Source organism: Rhizobium sp. 25PS6 (genome assembly GCF_032464655.1).
GTDB classification, from domain to species: Bacteria; Pseudomonadota; Alphaproteobacteria; order Rhizobiales; family Rhizobiaceae; genus Rhizobium; species Rhizobium laguerreae.
Map to the genome: position 1 here is coordinate 74,438 of NZ_JAWDIV010000012.1, position 19,425 is coordinate 93,862.

At 62.2% G+C, this 19,425-nt stretch carries 17 protein-coding genes; 15 read left to right on the plus strand and 2 right to left on the minus strand.

The genetic code is table 11. The features are described 5' to 3' along the window. Positions 1-144 precede the first annotated feature (144 nt). Genes RWK44_RS18490 through RWK44_RS18500 form a run of 3 tightly spaced genes read left to right on the plus strand, consistent with a single transcriptional unit; the run spans position 145 to position 2,574 of the window. Positions 145-603 carry a DUF4126 family protein gene (locus RWK44_RS18490; protein WP_131662303.1) on the plus strand — a complete coding sequence of 153 codons (459 nt, stop codon included), beginning with the start codon at positions 145-147 and terminating at the stop codon, positions 601-603. Then, positions 600-1,961, plus strand: a complete 1,362-nt coding sequence (locus RWK44_RS18495) for an FAD-containing oxidoreductase (RefSeq protein WP_131662304.1) — start codon at positions 600-602, stop codon at positions 1,959-1,961. The genes RWK44_RS18490 and RWK44_RS18495 overlap by 4 nt, the downstream gene beginning before the upstream one ends. 43 nt (positions 1,962-2,004) lie before the next feature. Continuing rightward, complete coding sequence (locus RWK44_RS18500; RefSeq protein ID WP_316029223.1) at positions 2,005-2,574, plus strand: DedA family protein; 570 nt, start codon at positions 2,005-2,007, stop codon at positions 2,572-2,574. Positions 2,575-2,589: 15 nt separating this feature from the next. Here the strand turns inward: RWK44_RS18500 and RWK44_RS18505 are convergent, their stop codons facing one another. Further along, positions 2,590-3,633 (minus strand): NAD(P)-dependent alcohol dehydrogenase, encoded by a 1,044-nt coding sequence (locus tag RWK44_RS18505; RefSeq protein WP_131662306.1) that lies wholly within the window; start codon positions 3,631-3,633, stop codon positions 2,590-2,592. A 492-nt stretch (positions 3,634-4,125) separates the two neighbouring features. Here RWK44_RS18505 and RWK44_RS18510 point away from each other — a divergent pair, with 492 nt between their 5' ends. From RWK44_RS18510 to RWK44_RS18540, 7 genes are all read left to right on the plus strand, one after another. Beyond that, positions 4,126-4,215: a K(+)-transporting ATPase subunit F gene (locus RWK44_RS18510; protein WP_003547774.1), complete on the plus strand. Its 90-nt coding sequence runs from the start codon at positions 4,126-4,128 to the stop codon at positions 4,213-4,215. 69 nt (positions 4,216-4,284) lie between these two features. Continuing rightward, a complete protein-coding gene (kdpA, locus tag RWK44_RS18515; RefSeq protein WP_316029224.1) occupies positions 4,285-5,988 on the plus strand; it encodes a potassium-transporting ATPase subunit KdpA in 1,704 nt (567 codons plus the stop codon). Positions 5,989-6,197: 209 nt separating this feature from the next. Further along, positions 6,198-8,258: a potassium-transporting ATPase subunit KdpB gene (gene kdpB, locus RWK44_RS18520; protein ID WP_316029225.1), complete on the plus strand. Its 2,061-nt coding sequence runs from the start codon at positions 6,198-6,200 to the stop codon at positions 8,256-8,258. 178 nt (positions 8,259-8,436) lie between these two features. Further along, on the plus strand, positions 8,437-9,006 hold the full coding sequence (gene kdpC, locus RWK44_RS18525) for a potassium-transporting ATPase subunit KdpC (RefSeq protein WP_316029226.1): 570 nt from the start codon (positions 8,437-8,439) through the stop codon (positions 9,004-9,006). An 81-nt stretch (positions 9,007-9,087) separates the two neighbouring features. Next, positions 9,088-11,796 (plus strand): sensor histidine kinase KdpD, encoded by a 2,709-nt coding sequence (locus tag RWK44_RS18530; protein ID WP_316029227.1) that lies wholly within the window; start codon positions 9,088-9,090, stop codon positions 11,794-11,796. After that, positions 11,793-12,485: a response regulator transcription factor gene (locus RWK44_RS18535; RefSeq protein WP_168282167.1), complete on the plus strand. Its 693-nt coding sequence runs from the start codon at positions 11,793-11,795 to the stop codon at positions 12,483-12,485. The genes RWK44_RS18530 and RWK44_RS18535 overlap by 4 nt, the downstream gene beginning before the upstream one ends. Positions 12,486-12,541: 56 nt before the next feature. After that, positions 12,542-12,997, plus strand: coding sequence for a PTS sugar transporter subunit IIA (locus tag RWK44_RS18540; protein WP_131640500.1), 456 nt, complete (start codon positions 12,542-12,544; stop codon positions 12,995-12,997). Positions 12,998-13,081: 84 nt separating this feature from the next. Here the strand turns inward: RWK44_RS18540 and RWK44_RS18545 are convergent, their stop codons facing one another. After that, a complete protein-coding gene (locus RWK44_RS18545) occupies positions 13,082-14,098 on the minus strand; it encodes a porin (protein ID WP_131640499.1) in 1,017 nt (338 codons plus the stop codon). Positions 14,099-14,460: 362 nt separating this feature from the next. Here RWK44_RS18545 and RWK44_RS18550 point away from each other — a divergent pair, with 362 nt between their 5' ends. From RWK44_RS18550 to RWK44_RS18570, 5 genes are all read left to right on the plus strand, one after another. Beyond that, a complete protein-coding gene (locus RWK44_RS18550) occupies positions 14,461-15,486 on the plus strand; it encodes a sulfate ABC transporter substrate-binding protein (RefSeq protein ID WP_316029228.1) in 1,026 nt (341 codons plus the stop codon). Positions 15,487-15,494: 8 nt separating this feature from the next. Beyond that, on the plus strand, positions 15,495-16,352 hold the full coding sequence (cysT, locus tag RWK44_RS18555) for a sulfate ABC transporter permease subunit CysT (RefSeq protein WP_017957989.1): 858 nt from the start codon (positions 15,495-15,497) through the stop codon (positions 16,350-16,352). Then, a complete protein-coding gene (cysW, locus tag RWK44_RS18560; RefSeq protein ID WP_020052642.1) occupies positions 16,342-17,214 on the plus strand; it encodes a sulfate ABC transporter permease subunit CysW in 873 nt (290 codons plus the stop codon). Before cysT ends, cysW begins: the two co-directional genes overlap by 11 nt. Positions 17,215-17,224: 10 nt before the next feature. Continuing rightward, complete coding sequence (locus tag RWK44_RS18565; RefSeq protein WP_077980160.1) at positions 17,225-18,265, plus strand: sulfate/molybdate ABC transporter ATP-binding protein; 1,041 nt, start codon at positions 17,225-17,227, stop codon at positions 18,263-18,265. Positions 18,266-18,517: 252 nt separating this feature from the next. After that, positions 18,518-19,354: a cell wall hydrolase gene (locus tag RWK44_RS18570; RefSeq protein ID WP_131640495.1), complete on the plus strand. Its 837-nt coding sequence runs from the start codon at positions 18,518-18,520 to the stop codon at positions 19,352-19,354. Positions 19,355-19,425 lie beyond the last annotated feature (71 nt).

The window sequence follows — 19,425 nt, forward strand, 5'->3', positions numbered from 1 at the left end:
AAACAAAGACTTAAAGCGCGTCACATGATTCCGATTCGACGCGACGCGCTTTAGCACATTGGCGCGAAAGGGCGAATTGCCACGCGCCTGACAATGTGCAACCTTCCCTGACGGCGGCACGAGCCGGCAAAAAGGGGATCATGCATGTTTCTGCTTCTTGCATTGCTGATTGGTGTCATTGCCGGGCTTCGCGCCATGACGGCGCCCGCCGCCGTCGCCTGGGGCGCGGCGCTTGGCTGGTTCGATGTCTCGCAGACTCCGCTTGCCTTCATGGGCTACCAATGGACGCCGTGGATCCTCACGCTTCTCGCCGTCGTCGAACTGATCACCGACCAGCTGCCATCGACGCCGTCGCGTAAGGTGCCGGTGCAATTCGGCGCCCGCATCGTCACGGGCGCGCTCGCAGGGGCGACGATCGGAGCCGCCAGCAGCCTGCTCTTCGGCGGGCTGATCGCCGGCGTGATCGGCGCCGTCATCGGAACATATGGTGGCGCCGCCGTCCGCGGCAGGCTTGCTGCCTCCTTCGGCAAGGATCTGCCAGCTGCTCTCATTGAGGATGCCGTCGCTGTCATCGGCGCGCTATTGATCGTGGCCGTGTCATGAAAAGCTTCGACGCCATCGTTATCGGCGCCGGTCAAGCCGGCCCCTTCCTCGCCGCCCGCATGGTCGAAAAGGGCATGACGGTGGCGCTCATCGAGCGCAAGTTCCTCGGCGGCACCTGCGTCAATGCCGGCTGCATGCCGACGAAGACGCTGGTCGCCAGCGCCCGCGCCGCCCATGTCGCAAGAAACGGCGCCATTTACGGCGTGAATCTCCAGGGCGAGATCGCCATCGACATGAACGTGGTCAAAGCCCGTGCCGAAACCGTGACTATGAACGCCCGCAACGGCCTGATCGGCTGGTTCGCCGGCATGGACGGCATGACCGTGATCTCCGGCCACGCCCGTTTCGAGGACCCGAAGACCGTCAGCGTCAACGGCGAGACGCTGACCGCACCGCGCATCTTCCTCAATGTCGGCGCGCGCCCCGTCATCCCCGACCTGCCAGGCATCAACGATATCGACTATCTCACCAGCACCTCGATCATCCATCTCGACACGCTGCCCCGGCATCTGGCCGTCATCGGCGGCAGTTATATCGGGCTGGAATTCGCGCAGATGTATCGCCGCTTCGGCGCCGAAGTCAGCGTCATCGAGCACGGCCCGAAGCTCGCATCGCGCGAGGACGAGGATATATCGGACGCAATCGCCGATGTCCTGCGCTCGGAGGGCATCGACATTCATACCGGCGCCAGTGACATCGCCTTCGCCAAGAGCAGCGACGGAATAACGGTGGCCACCGATTCAGCGAGAATCGATGCGAGCCATGTGCTGATTGCCACCGGCCGCAAGCCGAACACCGACGATCTCGGCCTCGATGCCGCCGGCGTCATTACCGACAAGCACGGCTATATCACCGTCGACGACAGGCTTGCTACCAATGTCGAGGGCATTTGGGCGCTCGGCGATTGCAACGGCCACGGCGCCTTCACCCACACCTCCTACAATGATTTCGAGATCGCCGCCGCCAATCTGCTCGACGGCGACGATCGCAAGGTCTCGAGCCGCATCCTGGCCTATGCGCTTTATATCGACCCGCCGCTTGGCCGCGTCGGTATGACGGAGAAGCAGGCGCGCGCCTCGGGACGCAAGATCATGATCTCGACCCGGCCGATGAGCCGCGTCGGCCGCGCCAACGAGCGCGGCGAGACCAAGGGCTTCATGAAGGTGATCGCCGACGCCGAGACCAAAAAAATCCTCGGTGCGGCGATCCTCGGCATCGAGGGCGACGAGGTGATCCACGGCATCATAGACGCGATGAATGCAGGAACGACCTATCCGGCATTGCAATGGTCGGTGCCGATCCATCCGACGGTGTCGGAGCTGATCCCGACGTTGCTTGGGGATTTGAAGCCGGTTTAGCTATGAATTGATGCTTCGAAATCGACAGCTGGAGGCGGGCTGAGTGTCTATCGAACTGCTGATCGAGCACTACGGCCTTTTGGCGATTTTTCTGGGTGCAGCTTTCGAAGGCGAAACGGCCGCCTTCCTCGGCGGCGTCATTTCCCACCGCGGGCTGCTGACCTATTGGTCGGCGTCGCTTACGGCAACGGCAGGATCCTTCGCCGGCGATCAGTTCTGGTTCTTCGCCGGCCGTTATGCCGCTCGATGGGGTCTCGTCCGCCGGCTGATGGAAACACCGACGCTGGCGCGCGCAACCCGGCTTCTGGAACGATACCCGACAGGCTTCATCCTCGCGTTTCGTTTCCTGGTTGGGTTGCGGACGATCAGCCCGATCGTCATCGGGACAACGCGAATTGCGACCGGTAAATTCATCATCCTGAATGCCGCGGCCGCGTTGGTATGGGGGCAGCTATTCACAGGGCTCGGTTACGTGTTCGGGCACGGCATCGAACAGACATTGGGCCACCTTCCCCTTCACCGCCACCTGCTGATCGCAGTCGGAGCCGCAGCTGTCGTCGCAGGCGCGGCTCTTGCCTTTCGCAAGATGAAACTGAGCGCCAGGCACTCATAGAAGCACTGTAGCGCCCTATTCCATCACGATCTGCAGCTTCACGTCGCTTGGCCGGGCCTCGACGGCGCGATCAAACGCCTTGATCGAATCTTCGAACTTAAAGGTCTCTGATATCAGCGGCTTCAGATCCACGCGTCCCGAGCCGAGCAGCGCGATCGAGCGCTCATACTGGTGCGCGTAGCGGAACACCGTCTCGATGCGGATTTCCTTGGTGGATGCCGTCGAGACGTCGAAGCCGATCGGGTTGACCGGTAGGCCGACGACGACGATGACCCCACCTGGGCGCGGCAGCGCCATGATCGTTTCCCAGGCCTTCGGCGAACCGGAGCATTCGAAGACGACATCGGCGCCCCAGCCGTCGGTCAGCCGGGAGACCTCTTCGACCAGGTTCTTCTCGCGGATATTCACCGGGATGACGCCCTGATACTGTGCGGCGATATCGAGCTTCGGCTGGGCGAGATCGGCGACGATCGCGCGGGCGCAGCCGCCGGCAAGGGCCGCGATTGCCACCATCGTGCCGATCGGCCCGGCACCGAGGACGACGGCAGTGTCGCCAGGCGTAATCTTCGCCTTGGCGGCCGCCTGCATGCCGACGGCGAAGGGCTCGACCATGGCGCCTTCGGCGAAACTGACATTGTCGGGCAGCTTGAAGGTATAATTGGCGGGATGCACGACTTCTGGCGTCAGCACGCCGTGGATCGGCGGGGTCGCCCAGAAGGTGACGGCCGGGTCGATATTGTACATGCCGAGCCGGCTTGCCTTGGAATTCGGATCGGGAATGCCGGGCTCCATGCAGACGCGGTCGCCGACTGTTAGATGCGTGACGCCGGCGCCGACCTCGACCACCGTGCCCGCCGCCTCATGGCCGAGCACCATCGGCGCGTTGACGACGAAGGGGCCGATCTTGCCGTGGGTGTAATAATGCACATCCGAACCGCAGACGCCGACTGTGTGGATCCTGATCTTCACCTCGCCGGGGCCGGTTTCGAGCGGCAGATCGATATCGCGGAGCGCAAGCTCATGCTGGCGCTCGAGGACAAGCGCGCGGACTTTGGTCATCGTCGGTTTCCTTCCCTAGTGGCTTGCCCATGACTCCATCGGGCAGCGTTGAAGCCGACTATAAAGCCCGAAGCCTTGCCAATTCAACCAGATTGAAAAGGCTTTTGCTCAACAAATGATAAAATGCTCACGCAGATTTGCCGGAAGGTACAGCACCGGCAGCGACCCGCCCGAAAACTGCGCCAGCCTGGTCCGACGACGAGCGGCCCCGTAAGGGCATTTATAAGATTTTTATATAGATGGCCCGTCGTCCGTCTCGAACCTTTATGCCCTTCGGCTCCATATTGATGTCCGAGAGATCGAAAGATCATCTCCACGCCAGAAAGCATGAAAGGCGGCCTCCCAACGCCCTTTGTCTTGTCTGACTCCAAGAAGAACAACAGGAGTCACGATCTTGATGGATATCATTCTACTCGCCACGGCGATCATATTCTTCGCGCTGTGCTTTGCCTACGCCCGAGCCTGCGACAGGCTTTGACAGGAGAAACGACGATGACCCTCGATTATGTCTTGAGCGGTGCCGTGACCGTGTTTCTCACCGTTTACCTCACCTACGCTCTCCTTCGCCCAGAACGCTTTTGAAGAGAACTGGCGCTTCCGAGGTCGCCCATGCGCGACCGAGAAGCAGCCGGGTATTGAAAGTTTACCTCCATGACCCTCAACGGATGGCTTCAGATCCTGCTTTACTGCGGGATCGTCCTCGTGCTCGTCAAACCGCTCGGCGGTTACATGACGCGTGTCTACAATGGCGAGCGCACATTCCTCTCTCCGGTCCTCGTTCCGATCGAACGGGGGCTTTACCGTATTGCCGGCACCAGCGAGCGCGAGGAGCAGCATTGGACCTCATATGCCTTCGCGATGCTGATGTTCAACCTGCTCGGCGTCCTCGTCCTCTACGCGCTCCTGCGCTTCCAGGATATCCTGCCCTATAATCCGGCCGGCATGGCCGCCGTCCCGCCGGAGCTTTCGTTCAACACCGCCGTCAGCTTTCCCACCAACACCAACTGGCAGAATTACGGCGGCGAAAGCACCATGTCGTATCTGACCCAGATGGCCGGCTTCACGGTGCAGAACTTCCTGTCGGCCGCGACCGGCATGGCGATCGCTGTCGCGTTCATCCGTGCCTTCGCACGGGCTTCGGGCAAGGCGATCGGCAATTTCTGGGTCGATATGATCCGCGGCACGTTCTACATCCTGCTGCCGATCTGCATCGTGCTGACCATCGTCTACGTCTATCTCGGCGTGCCGCAGACGCTTGGGCCCTATGTCAATGCGACCACGCTTGAAGGTGCGCAGCAGACGATTGCCGTCGGCCCCGTCGCCTCGCAGCTTGCGATCAAGATGCTCGGCACCAATGGCGGCGGCTTCTTCAACGCCAATTCGGCCCATCCGTTCGAAAATCCCGACGCGATCTCCAATCTCATCCAGATGGTCTCGATCTTCGCGATCGGCGCGGCTTTGACCAACGTCTTCGGCCGCATGGTCGGCAACCAGCGCCAAGGCTGGGCAATCCTTGCCACGATGGGCGTGCTGTTCCTCGCAGGCGTCATCGTCACCTATTGGGCGGAAGCTGCGGGCAACCCGCTGATGCACGCTTTCGGTCTCGGCGGCGGCAATATGGAAGGCAAGGAAGTCCGCTTCGGCGTTGCTATGTCTTCGCTCTTCGCCGTCATTACCACGGCCGCCTCCTGCGGCGCGGTCAATGCCATGCATGGCAGCTTCACCGCGCTTGGCGGCCTGATCCCGCTGATCAACATGCAGCTCGGCGAGATCATCGTCGGCGGTGTCGGCGCGGGCTTCTACGGCATCCTGCTGTTCATCATCGTCGCCGTCTTCGTCGCCGGCCTGATGGTCGGCCGCACGCCGGAATATCTCGGCAAGAAGATCGAGGCGAAGGAAATGAAGATGGCCGTTCTCGCCATCCTCTGCCTGCCGCTTGCCATGCTGGTCTTCACCGCGATCGCCACGGTGCTGCCCTCCGCCGTCGCCTCGATCGGCACGGCCGGCCCGCACGGCTTCTCCGAAATCCTCTATGCCTATACGTCGGCCGCGGCCAACAACGGTTCGGCTTTCGGCGGCCTGACCGGCAATACGCCCTGGTACAACGTGACACTCGGCATCGCCATGCTCGCCGGGCGCTTCCTGGTCATCATCCCGGCGCTTGCCATCGCCGGCTCGCTGATCGCCAAGAAGACGGTTCCGGCCTCGGCAGGCACCTTCCCGACCGACGGTCCGCTCTTCGTCGGCCTGCTTGTCGGCACGATCCTGATCGTCGGCGGCCTGACCTTCTTCCCGGCCCTGGCGCTCGGCCCTGTCGTCGAGCACCTGGTCATGATCGCCGGCCAGACCTTCTGAGGTGATGCCATGATCCTCCGTCACAGGCTTCGCAACGCCTTCCACCCTCGTCCCGGTGCGCCGGGACGAGGGAATGGCCCGAGACCCCAAGCCTCCGACATCATCCTGGTGATGATGGCAGGCCTCCTTGTCATCACCGCCATCTTCAAAATCTTACAGGGCTGACCGGCTTCCGGTTCGCCATCCTCGTTTCAAAGCTGGAGTCTCTTATGAGCCAGGCAAAATCCGCGAGCGTCATAGATTCTCGCATCCTCATTCCGGCCGTGGGCGCTGCTTTCAAGAAGCTGAACCCGCGCGCGCTTGCCAGAAACCCGGTCATGTTCGTCGTGGCCACGGTCTCGGTGCTGACCACCGTCCTCTTCCTGCGCGATCTCGTAGCAGGCAACGGTAATCTCGGCTTCTCGTTCCAGATCAATCTCTGGCTCTGGTTCACCGTCCTCTTCGCCAACTTCGCCGAAGCTGTCGCCGAAGGCCGCGGCAAGGCGCAGGCGGATTCGCTGCGCAAGGCGCGCACCGAAACCCAGGCCAAACTGCTCACCGCCAATAATGGCAGCGGCTATCGCATGGTGCCGGGCACCAGCCTCAAGGTTGGCGATCTCGTGCTTGTAGAGGCAGGCGACATCATCCCGTCGGACGGCGAAGTCATTGAAGGTGTGGCCTCCGTCAACGAAGCGGCGATAACAGGCGAATCCGCCCCTGTCATCCGCGAATCCGGCGGCGACCGCTCGGCCGTCACCGGCGGCACGCAGGTGCTGTCCGACTGGATCCGCGTCCGCATCACCGCGGCTGCCGGCTCGACCTTCATCGACCGGATGATCGCGCTCGTCGAAGGTGCGGAGCGCCAGAAGACGCCGAACGAGATCGCGCTCAACATCCTGCTCGCCGGTATGACGCTGATCTTCGTACTTGCGACGGCGACGATCCCGAGCTTTGCCATCTATGCCGGCGGCTCGATCCCGATCATCGTGCTCGTCGCCCTCTTCGTCACGCTGATCCCGACGACGATCGGCGCGCTGCTCTCGGCAATCGGCATCGCCGGCATGGACCGCCTCGTCCGCTTCAACGTGCTCGCCATGTCCGGCCGCGCGGTCGAAGCCGCCGGCGACGTCGACACGCTGCTGCTCGACAAGACGGGCACGATCACGCTCGGCAATCGCCAGGCGACGACCTTCGGTCCGGTCCGAGGCGTTTCCGAACAGGATCTCGCCGATGCCGCCCAGCTCGCCTCGCTTGCCGACGAAACGCCGGAAGGTCGTTCCATCGTCGTGCTCGCCAAGGAAAAATACGCGATCCGCGGCCGCGACATGGCAAGCCTGAAAGCAACCTTCGTGCCCTTCACCGCCCAGACCCGCATGAGTGGCGTCGATCTCGAAGGAGCCTCGATCCGCAAGGGTGCGGTCGATGCCGTGCTGACCTATGTCAACGGCGATTCATCCTCGAAAAACGGCAGCGAGGTCGTGCGCGAACTGCAGTCGATCGCCGACGAAGTCGCCAAATCAGGCGGCACACCGCTGGCCGTTGCCCGCGACGGCAGGCTGCTCGGCGTCATCCAGCTGAAGGACATCGTCAAGGGCGGTATCCGCGAGCGCTTCACCGAGCTGCGCCGCATGGGCATCCGTACCGTGATGATCACAGGCGATAACCCGCTGACGGCAGCCGCCATCGCAGCCGAAGCCGGCGTCGACGACTTCCTCGCCCAGGCAACGCCGGAAATGAAGCTGGCGCTGATGCGCGAGGAACAGTCGAAGGGCAAGCTCGTCGCCATGTGCGGCGACGGCACCAATGATGCGCCCGCACTTGCCCAGGCCGATGTCGGTGTCGCCATGAACACCGGCACCGTCGCCGCCCGCGAGGCCGGAAACATGGTCGATCTCGATAGCGATCCGACCAAGCTCATCGAGATCGTCGAGATCGGCAAACAGCTCCTGATGACGCGCGGCGCGCTGACGACCTTTTCGATCGCCAACGACATCGCCAAGTACTTCGCCATCATCCCGGCGATGTTCCTGACCTTCTACCCGCAGCTCGGCGTCCTCAACATCATGGGATTGTCGACGCCGCAAAGCGCCATCCTCTCGGCGATTATATTCAACGCGCTGATCATCATCGCGCTGATCCCGCTGTCGCTGAAGGGTGTGCGCTACCGCCCGATCGGCGCCGGCGCGCTACTGTCGCGCAACCTGCTGATCTATGGTGCCGGCGGCATCATCGTCCCCTTCATCGGCATCAAGGCGATCGACATGGCTGTCGCAGCCCTCGGCCTCGCCTAGCGCATCGGCCCGAAAATCGGAATCGATTTTCGGAAAGCACGATGCGTAGATTCAAAGAGTTAGAGCGTCCTTTGTGCGTCCGAAAGGACGCACGGCGCTATAAGGCCTGGAGCCATCCCGGTTCCGAGAGGATCGGAACCGGAGCTCTTCGCAAAAGAACACTCCAAGGAGTAAGACAATGTTGAAAGAACTTCGTCCGGCAATCGTCATGATCGTCGCCACCACCGCCATCACCGGCCTTCTCTATCCGCTCGCCATGACGGGTGCTGCCCAGGCCCTCTTCCCGACCCAGGCGAACGGCAGCCTGATCGAGAACAACGGCCAGGTGATCGGCTCGACGCTGATCGGCCAGGCCTTCACCAGCGACAAGTATTTCCACGGCCGCCCCTCGGCCGCCGGCGACGGCTACAATGCGGCTGCCTCCAGCGGTTCGAATCTCGGCCCGTCCAGCCAGAAGCTGATCGATCGCGTCAAGGGTGACTACGAGGCAGCCAAGGCGGCGAACCCGACGGCAGATGTCCCCGCCGACCTCGTCACGGCTTCAGGCAGCGGCCTCGATCCCCATATCTCGCCGGAAGCGGCCTATTTCCAGGTACCGCGCGTCGCCAAGGCACGCAGCATGGATGAAGCCAAGGTCAAGGCACTGGTCGACGGCGCCGTTCAAGCCCGCGAACTCGGCCTTCTGGGCGAACCTACAGTCAATGTTCTGGCGTTGAACCAGACCCTTGATGCTTCTATGACTCAGTGACCCTGCCGGGCTGGGCGCATCCGTTCCTTTCTATCCGCGGTGCGCCCGCCCCTGCAGCCATCTGCAGAAAGACCGAACCACATGCCAGACGACAATCGCGACCAGGCCGGCAGGCCCTCGCCCGATGCGCTTCTCGAAAAAGCCCGGGCTGAGACGCGCGGCCGTCTGAAGATCTTTCTCGGAGCGGCCCCCGGCGTCGGCAAGACCTACGAGATGCTCGTCTCCGGCCGCGCCAAGGTCGCCGACGGTCTCGATGTTGTCATCGGCGTCGTCGAGACCCATGGCCGCAAGGAGACCGAAGCACTCGTCGCCGGCTTCGAGATCATCCCCCGCGTCGAAATCAGCTACAAGGGCCGGGCGCTTGAAGAAATGGACCTCGACGGCATCCTCGCCCGCCGGCCGGATCTCGTGCTGGTCGACGAACTCGCCCACACCAATGCAGAGGGCAGCCGCCATCCGAAGCGCTATCTCGACGTGAGGGAATTGCTCGATCGCGGCATCGATGTCTATACGACGCTGAACATCCAGCATGTCGAAAGCCTCAACGATGTCGTCTCGCAGATCACCCGCATCCGCGTGCGCGAGACGGTGCCGGACTCGATCATCGACCTTGCCGACGACGTCGAGATCATCGACCTGACGCCGGATGATCTGATCAAGCGCCTGCATGATGGCAAGGTCTACATGGCGCGCACCGCCGAGCGGGCGCTGACCAATTATTTCACGCCCGGCAACCTGACGGCGCTCAGAGAGCTTGCGCTGCGCAAGACCGCCCAGCGCGTCGACGACCAGTTGCTCACGCACATGCAGGCCCATGCCATATCAGGCCCCTGGGCGGCAGGCGAACGCGTTCTCGTCTCGGTCGACCACCATCCGCGCTCCGCCTCGCTGGTGCGTTATGCCGCCCGCATGGCCTCGCGGCTGCGCGCGCCCTGGGCAGCGGTCTATATCGAGACCAACCGCTCGATCAATCTGTCGGAAGCTGAGCGCGATATCGTCGCCGCCACGCTGCGCCTTGCCGAGCAGCTCGGCGGCGAGGCGATCACCCTTCCCGGCCGCGAAGTCGCCGAAGAGCTCGTCCGCCACGCCACCGCCAACAACGTCACCCATATCGTCATCGGCGCTCCGAAGAAGCCGACATGGCGCGACTGGTGGAGCCGCTCGATCACTGACGAGCTGATCCGCAAGACCGGCGAGATCAGCGTCCATGTCATTTCAGGCAATGAGAAGGACGGCACCACCGCGCGCGGCGTTCGCGCGGCCGCCACCGCGCCGCCACTGGATTTCAGAGCCTACCTGTTGGCGACCGGCTATGTCGCCATCGCGCTCGGCGTCAGCGTCGTGCTCGATCAGGTGCTCGACGTGCGCAACCTCGCCCTCGTCTTCCTGATGGCGGTGCTGACCTCCGCCGTCCTCCATGGCCTGCGGCCAGCCCTTTACAGCTGCATCCTCAGCGCGCTGTCCTTCAACTTCTTCTTCCTGCCGCCGCGCTACACGCTGACGATCAGCGATCCGGAAAGCGTGCTTGCGCTCTTCTTCTTCCTGGGTGTCGCCATCATCGCCAGTAACCTGACCGCGACCGTGCAGCGCCAGGCCGCCGCCGCCCGCCAGCGGGCGCGCACGACCGAAGACCTCTATCTCTTCTCGAAAAAGCTCGCCGGCACCGGCACGCTCGACGACGTGCTCTGGGCGACGGCCTTCCAACTCGCCTCGATGCTGAAGGTCCGCGTCGTGCTGCTGCTGCCGGAAGAGGGTAGCATTGCCGTCAAGGCCGGTTATCCGCCTGATGACACGCTCGACGATGCCGATATCGCCGCCGCCCGCTGGGCCTGGGAGCACAATCATGCCGCCGGCCGCGGCGCCGATACCCTGCCCGGCGCCAAACGCCTCTATGTGCCGCTCCGAACCGGGCGCACCGCCGTCGGCGTCATCGGCCTCGACAGCGACCGCCGCGACGGACCACTGCTGACGCCAGAGCAACAGCGGCTGCTGGATGCGCTGGCCGACCAGGCCGCCCTTGCCATCGAACGCATCCAGCTCGTCGCCGATGTCGACCGGGCAAGACTTGCGGCCGAAGCGGACCGGTTGCGCTCGGCCCTGCTGACATCGATTTCGCATGACCTGAAGACGCCGCTGGCCGCCATCCTCGGCGCCGCCGGCACGCTACGCGACTATTTCGCCTCGATGCCGGAGGAGGACCGCAGCGACCTGCTGTCGACCGTCGTCGACGAATCCGAACGCCTCAACCGCTTCATCGCCAACCTGCTCGACATGACCAAGATCGAATCCGGCGCGATGGAGCCGAACCACGCGCTGCATTATGCCGGAGACATCGTCGGCAGCGCGCTGCGCCGTGCCGCAAAGATCCTCGATCACCACAAGACCGAGATGAGCATTCCTGCCGACCTGCCGATGGTGCGCGTCGATCCTGTCCTGTTCGAGCAGGTGATCTTCAACCTGCTCGACAATGCCGCGAAATACGCGCCCGAGGGATCGGTGATCCATATCGGCGGCTGGGCCGATGCCGACAACGTCGTCATGCAGATTTCGGACGAAGGTCCGGGCATCCCGCCGGCCGATCTCACCCGCGTCTTCGACACCTTCTACCGCGTACGCAAGGGCGATCAGGTGCGCGCCGGCACCGGGCTTGGCCTTTCCATCTGCCGCGGCTTCATCGAGGCGATGGGCGGCACGATCACTGTCGGCAACCGGACGGGCCGTCCGGGCGCCGTCTTCACCATCCGCCTGCCGAAACCCACCGACATTCCGAAACTGGATGAACTCCGATGACCGGTTCAGCCGTCAAAATCCTCGTCGTCGACGACGAGCCTCCGATCCGCAAGCTGCTTCGCGTCGGCCTGACCGCGCAGGGCTACGAGGTGCAGGAGGCGCCGAGCGCCAGCGCCGCCCGTCAGTCGGTCGCCGACGACATGCCCGACCTCATCGTGCTCGACCTCGGTCTGCCCGACAAATCAGGCTACGACCTGCTGCAGGAGTGGCGCGACGAAGGGCTCTCCATGCCCGTCGTCATTCTCTCCAGCCGCACCGACGAGGCCGGCATCGTCAAGGCGCTGGAAAGCGGCGCCGACGATTACGTCACCAAGCCCTTCGGCATCAACGAACTCGGCGCCCGCATCCGCGTGGCGCTGCGCCACCGCCTGCAGCAGCAGGGCGAAAAGGCGATCTTCCAGACCGGCGGGCTGTCGATCGATCTTGTCAAGCGCATCGTCAAGGTCGACGGTAACGAAATAAAATTGTCGCCGAAGGAATACGACATCCTGCGCGTGCTCGCCCAGCATGCCGGCAAGGTGCTGACACACCAGTTTCTTCTAAAGCAGATATGGGGGCCGGCGGCTGACGTGCAGTATCTGCGCGTCTATGTCCGGCAACTGCGGCAAAAGATCGAGCAGATTCCGGACCAGCCGCACTATATCACCACGGAGACCGGCGTCGGCTACCGGCTCAGGGAACCGGACTGACCGCCCCTCCCTCCCGCTGCCCGAACAGTATCGAGCCGAACAGTATCGAGAATGACATGAACCTTCCCAACATCATCCGGCCGGAACACACCTTCATCGGCGTGTCGGCGCCGACCAAATGGCGCGCGCTGCAGACCATAGCCGACAAGGCCGCCAAGGCTTTCTCCGTCGACGGCCAGACCATCCTGAAGGCGCTCGAAGCGCGTGAGAAGCTCGGCTCGACGGGGATCGGCAACGGCGTCGCCATCCCGCATGCGGCGATCGACGGCATGACCAGCCCGCGCGGCCTGCTCCTCCGCTTCGCCCGGCCGCTGGATTTCGAGGCGATCGACGATATCCCGACCGACATCGCCGTCGTGCTGCTCTTCGGGGAAACCAATCGCGGCGAATATCTGAACGTGCTGTCCGCCATCGCCAGGCGGCTGCAATCGGACGGCGTGCTTGCCGCCATGCGCAAGGCAAGAACGGTCGACGAATTCTATTCCGATTTCATCGCCGATTCACGGGTATGACGCCCCAAAACGGCTCACACTTCTCGGCATCATAAAAAAGGCGCGGCCCGAAGGCCGCGCCCGCTTGTCTGCAATCAGACTATCTTAGAAATCGCGCTGGAAGCGCAGGAAGCCGAACACTTCGTCGTCGCCTTCGTCCTCATCGTGATATTGCACGCTGAGCTTCGAACGCAGGTCTTCGACGATCTGGTAGTCGATGGTGACACCGGTCGTGTAGGCGCTGCCGCCGGTAAAGCCGTTGCCGTCAGCCTCGAGAGCGATGTTCTCGAAGTACTGGAAGCCCGGGGTGACCGACCACTTGTCGTTGACCTTCAAGGCATATTCTGCTGCGATCGTCCATTCGGACTCTTCGTAGTAGTAGTTGGCGCCGCTTGCCCATATGCCGGCAATGCCGAGCGTGCCCGGGCCGATGTCGGCATAGACGATACCGCGGACAGCGACTTCGCTGGTGTCGGTGTCATAACCGGCAAGCAGGTAAGCGCTGATGGCGCCGGCCTTGTAGGAGACCTGGCCTGCGACACCGAAGTTGTTCGGGCCTTCGCCCGGCTTGGTGGCGTAGTCTTCTTCGAGTTCGTCGACCGAAATGCCAGCCGCGAAAGCGCCATTCTCGTACTGATAACGGATCGAGTTGTGGGTCGTCTCGTTGCTGGCGAGCGTATCGGTCTCGCCGCTCATGTCGTCATCCCACCAGCTATACAGTTTACCGGCGCGGAAACCGGCAATGTCGAGATAGCCTTCATCGAGCAAAGCTTCCTGATCGGAGGCATTGTCGACATTGTAACGCAGCGTAATGACGCCGGTGAGCGTACCGTACTCGGTGTCGTTCTTGGTCTGGAAGGTGACCTGACCACGAGTCCAGAAGTTTACGTCGGAATCGCCGGATATCTGCTCACCGAAGCGCACTTCGGTACGGATGTAACCGCCGATCGAAAGGCATGTTTCCGTTCCCGGAATATAAAAATAGCCGGTTCCGTAGGCGTCGCAAACGCGAACATATTCCACGGGCTCGGGTTCCGCCGCCACGATGGCGTCGGCTGCGCGGGCTCCGGAGGCCGCGGCAAGGGCGGCAACGGAGGCAAAAAGGATAGTTCTGATATTCATTTTGAATGGCCCTAACAGGTTTGGAATGCGAGGCGCACTTCAAGGGGTGCCCCCGCGTAGCGGCCGGCGAATAAGGCCGCACGGGAGCCATATAGGAATCCGCAAGTGTCATCGCGGCAAAATCTTGGCAAAAATCTGCATCACCATGTCGCTTTCGTGGAGGAACTGTGGCCAAAAAAACACGACCTTGCGGCAGGGTCGCGGCGGACGATCGATTGGCCGCGGCCAACTTCGGCACGTCCATTTCCAAATTGCTTCTTAAATGGAATGGCATTCTAACAACACTGGCCGGAACCGGAAGAACCTTCGTTTCATTATACGACTGACTTGATAGAGTTAGGAAAGAAAACAGGAGGGTTCCCATGCAGACACAACGGCTCACCCGGCTCATCGCAGCGGCGGTCCTGGCAGGCAGCTTCGCGATCGGGAGCATCGCTCCGGCATTCGCGGATCAGACGCTTCTCAACGTTTCCTACGATCCGACCCGCGAATTGTACAAGGATTTCAATGCCGCCTTTGCCGCCAAGTGGCAAAAGGACAGTGGTGAAACCGTGACGATCCAGGCATCGCATGGCGGTTCCGGCGCCCAGGCCCGCTCCGTCATCGACGGTCTCGACGCTGACGTCGTGACGCTTGCCCTCGAAGGCGATATCGACGCCATCGCCAAGGCGACCGGCAAGATCCCGGCCGACTGGAAGACCAAATTCCCCAACAATTCGACGCCCTATACGTCGACGATCGTCTTCCTCGTCCGCAAGGGCAACCCGAAGGGCATCAAGGATTGGGGCGACCTGGTCAAGGATGACGTGCAGGTCATCACCCCGAACCCGAAGACATCGGGCGGCGCTCGCTGGAACTTCCTGGCCGCCTGGGCATGGGCCAAGCAGGCGAATGGCGGCGACGAAGCCAAGGCGCAGGAATACGTTGCGAAACTGCTGCAGCATGTTCCGGTTCTCGACACCGGTGCTCGCGGCGCCACGACCACCTTTGTCCAGCGCGGCCTCGGCGACGTGCTGCTTGCCTGGGAAAACGAAGCCTATCTTTCGCTCGAGGAACTCGGTCCCGACCAGTTCGAGATCGTGACGCCGACCTTCTCCATCCGCGCTGACCCGCCGGTCGCCATCGTTGACGGCAATGTCGACAAGAAGGGTACGCGCAAGGTCGCCGAAGCCTATCTCAACTATCTCTATTCGGACGAAGGCCAGAAGATTGCCGCCAAGCACTACTATCGGCCGACCAAGCCGGAAGCCGCCGATCCGGCTGACATCGCCCGTTTCCCGAAGCTGACGCTCGCTACCATCGACGACTTCGGCGACTGGAAAGAGGCGCAGCCGAAATTCTTCGGCGACGGCGGGGTATTTGACCAAATCTACAAGCCGGCCCAATAATAGACTTCATGAAAGCACATAGCCCCACGCGGTGGCGGTTCAAACGGCCGAGCGTCATTCCGGGTTTCGGAATGGCGCTCGGCTTTACCTTGACCTGGCTCACCCTTCTGATCCTCATCCCGCTCTCGGGCCTTGCCGTCCGGTCGAGCGCGCTTGGCTGGGAGAAATTCTGGTCGATCGCACTCGATCCACGCACGCTGAACGCGCTGCGCATCAGCTTCGGCAGCGCCTTCATCGCCGCGATCGTCAATGCCGTCTTCGGTATCATCCTCGCCTGGGTGCTGGTGCGTTACCGCTTTCCCGGCAAGCGGATCATCGATGCCATGGTCGACCTGCCCTTCGCGCTGCCGACCGCCGTTGCCGGCATCGCACTGACGACGCTCTACGCGCCGAACGGCTGGATCGGCCAGTTCCTGACGCCGCTCGGCATCAAGATCGCCTTCACGCCTGCCGGCATCGTCGTGGCGCTGATCTTCGTCGGCCTGCCCTTCGTCGTGCGCACCGTGCAGCCGGTCATGGAGGAGATCGACAAGGAAGTGGAGGAAGCTGCAGCAACGCTCGGCGCCAATCGCTTTCAGACGATTTTCCGCGTGCTGCTGCCGGGGCTGGCGCCCGCCGTGCTCACCGGCTTTGCGCTCGCCTTCGCCCGCGGCGTCGGCGAATACGGCTCGGTCATTTTCATCGCCGGCAACCTGCCGTTCAAATCGGAGATCGCACCGCTGCTGATCATCATCAAGCTCGAAGAGTATAATTACGCCGCAGCGACCGGCATTGCGGCGATCATGCTGATCATCTCGTTCGCCATGCTGCTCGTCATCAATCTCATCCAGAGCTGGAGCAGGCGGAGGTACGGCTATGGCGCTTGATGCGACCGCTCAACCGGCAAAGCTGCGGTCGGTAACGACCGAAAACAGGATCGCGCGCTACAGCCTCATCATCCTTTCGCTCGTCTTCCTGCTGCTGATCCTGCTTCTGCCGCTCGCAGCCGTCTTCGTGGAAGCCTTTCGCAAGGGAGCCGGGCCGTTCTTCGAGGCGCTCGCAGACGCGGAAACCTTCTCGGCTATCCGCCTGACGCTGATTGTTGCGGGCGTCAGCGTACCGCTCAACCTCGTCTTCGGGGTTGCCGCCGCCTGGGCGATCGCCAAGTTCGAGTTCAAGGGCAAGGCCTTCCTGACGACGCTGATCGACCTGCCCTTCTCGGTCTCACCCGTCATATCGGGCCTGGTCTTCGTTCTGCTGTTCGGCGCCAATACCTGGCTCGGCCAGTGGTTCAGCGCTCACGACATCAAGATCCTGTTCGCCGTGCCTGGGCTGATCCTCGCCACCATGTTCGTCACCTTCCCCTTCGTCGCCCGCGAGTTGATCCCGCTGATGCAGGAACAGGGAACGGCCGACGAGGAGGCAGCCCTTTCGCTCGGCGCCAGTGGCTGGCAGACCTTCTGGCACGTGACGTTGCCGAATATCAAATGGGGCCTGCTTTACGGGGTACTGCTCTGCAACGCTCGCGCCATGGGCGAATTCGGCGCAGTTTCTGTGGTATCAGGCCACATTCGCGGCCAGACGAACACCATGCCGCTGCAGGTGGAAATTCTCTATAACGAGTATAATTTCACCGGCGCTTTTGCGGTCGCCACGCTTTTGGCCTTGCTCGCGCTCGTAACTCTTGTTTTGAAGACGCTGCTGGAAATGCGCTATAGCGCCGAAATCGCCGCCAGCCGGCGGCACTGAAGGATTTGGAATGGAAGTACGCGTTCAAAACATTCGCAAGGAATTCGATCGTTTTCCGGCGCTGCACGATGTCTCGCTCGACATTCGCTCCGGCGAGCTGATCGCACTGCTCGGTCCTTCGGGCTCCGGCAAGACGACATTGCTGCGGCTGATCGCCGGCCTCGAAAGCCCGACGGAGGGGCTGATCTTCTTCGGTGATGAGGATGCCTCGAAGAAATCAGTGCAGCAGCGCAATATCGGCTTTGTCTTCCAGCACTATGCTCTGTTCCGCTACATGACGGTGCTCGAAAACGTCTCATTCGGCCTGAAGGTCAGAAACAGTGCGCGGCGGCCGCCGAAGGCCGATATCCGCAGGCGGGCGCTGGAACTGCTCGACCTCGTCCAGCTTTCCGGTCTGGAAAAACGCTACCCGGCCCAGCTTTCCGGCGGCCAGCGCCAGCGTGTCGCGCTCGCCCGCGCCATGGCCGTCGAGCCGAACGTGCTGCTGCTCGACGAACCCTTCGGCGCGCTCGACGCCCAGGTGCGCAAGGACCTGCGCAAGTGGCTGCGCGATATTCACGACCGCACCGGACACACCACCGTCTTCGTTACCCACGACCAGGATGAGGCGCTGGAGCTTGCCGACCGCGTCGTCGTCATGAGTCAGGGCGCGATCGAACAGGTAGGCACGCCGGACCAGGTCTACGACAATCCGAATTCTCCCTTCGTCTTCGGCTTCATCGGCCAGTCGAACTGCCTTGAGGTCGAGATATCAGACAGCGACATTCGCTTCGAAGGCCGCTCGCTCGGCCTCAATGCCGAAGGCGAGCCGGATGGCACGGCGCAGCTCTACTTCCGCCCGCATGACGTCAGGCTCTGCGAATCAGCTGAAAACTGTATCGCCGGCCAGCCGGTTTCCAGCCGCCGCGTGGCCGGCACCCGCCATATCGAACTCAATATCGGCAACGATCGACCGCATATCGAGATCGAATTGCCGCCGAGCGAGGCCGACAGGCTCGACCGCAACCGGGTGGCTTTCAAGCCGACCCGCTGGAAACTGTTCCGCAGTTGATGGACATGGGCGGCGGTCGACTGCGCCGCGCGTCTTATCGAGAGCCGCAAAGGGGCTCTAACGCTTTGAAATGCTGCATGATTTTTTCGTTTGCTCGATTCCAGTGCAGTGCCTCGTCGCCGGAATCGTTTTCGGCGAGAGTCCCTTAGGCTTTTTGTTATCTAAGGTTGTTTGTATTTCAGTCATATGACGAGTAAAACGTTTTCACTTAATCAAAAAGGGCTGAACTAATCCCATAGGAGGCACCTGGCGTTGAGGGCGGAGATTTCCTTTGGAAAATCCCTGATCGGGATTTTGTTCGTAGGACTGGCAGCTGCAAGCTGCACGACGACATCGAAACCGGCGGCAACGGCGGCGAACACCAAGACGAAGCAGGGTCAACCGGCAAAAGTCACGTTCAATTATACGGCCAAGGATCGCGACTGCCTGCAGCGCGCGATGTATTTCGAATCGCAGCATTCGGACGAGGATGGCTACATGGCTGTCGGGACCGTTGTCATGAACAGGCTCACTTCCGGCGCCTATCCCCCTTCCATCTGCGGCGTCGTGGCTCAGAAAAGGCAGTTCGCGCCCGGCGTGATGACGCGCGAAGTCAAGCCGCAGGCGAAAACCGAGCTTGCGAGCGCGGCCGATGCGATCCTCGTCAAGGGCGCCCGCCATCCCGCTGTGAAGGATGCGATGTTCTTCCACACCAATGGGCTGAAATTCCCCTACGACAACATGCACTACGTGACGGTCGCCGGCGGCAACGCCTTCTACGAGAAGCGCGACTCCAACGGCATGCTTCAAACACCGCCACCGCTGCCCTCCTACGAGGTGGCGATGAACTATGTGCCCGGCGAGAGCATGCTGCCGCCGCAATTCGAAGCGCTGATACCCTCGGCGGTTCCCGTTCCTCTGCCGGCTCCGGACCCCATGGCCACCGCGAGCACGGCGCAGATGCGGATCACAGCGCCGGTGACCGCGCCGGAAACATCGCCGGTAACATCGGTCGAGCCCGAGCCGGGAATGCCCATTGCGATCCCTATTCCCCGCCCCGCCTATGACAGCGTGATGCTGCGTGAAAGCCTTCCGGCGAACGGCGGTTAAACCAACCGCCGCTTCCGGTATATGAGTTAGATGCAAGCGCGTTTTTGTTTCTGCGCAATTCCGGACGTAAA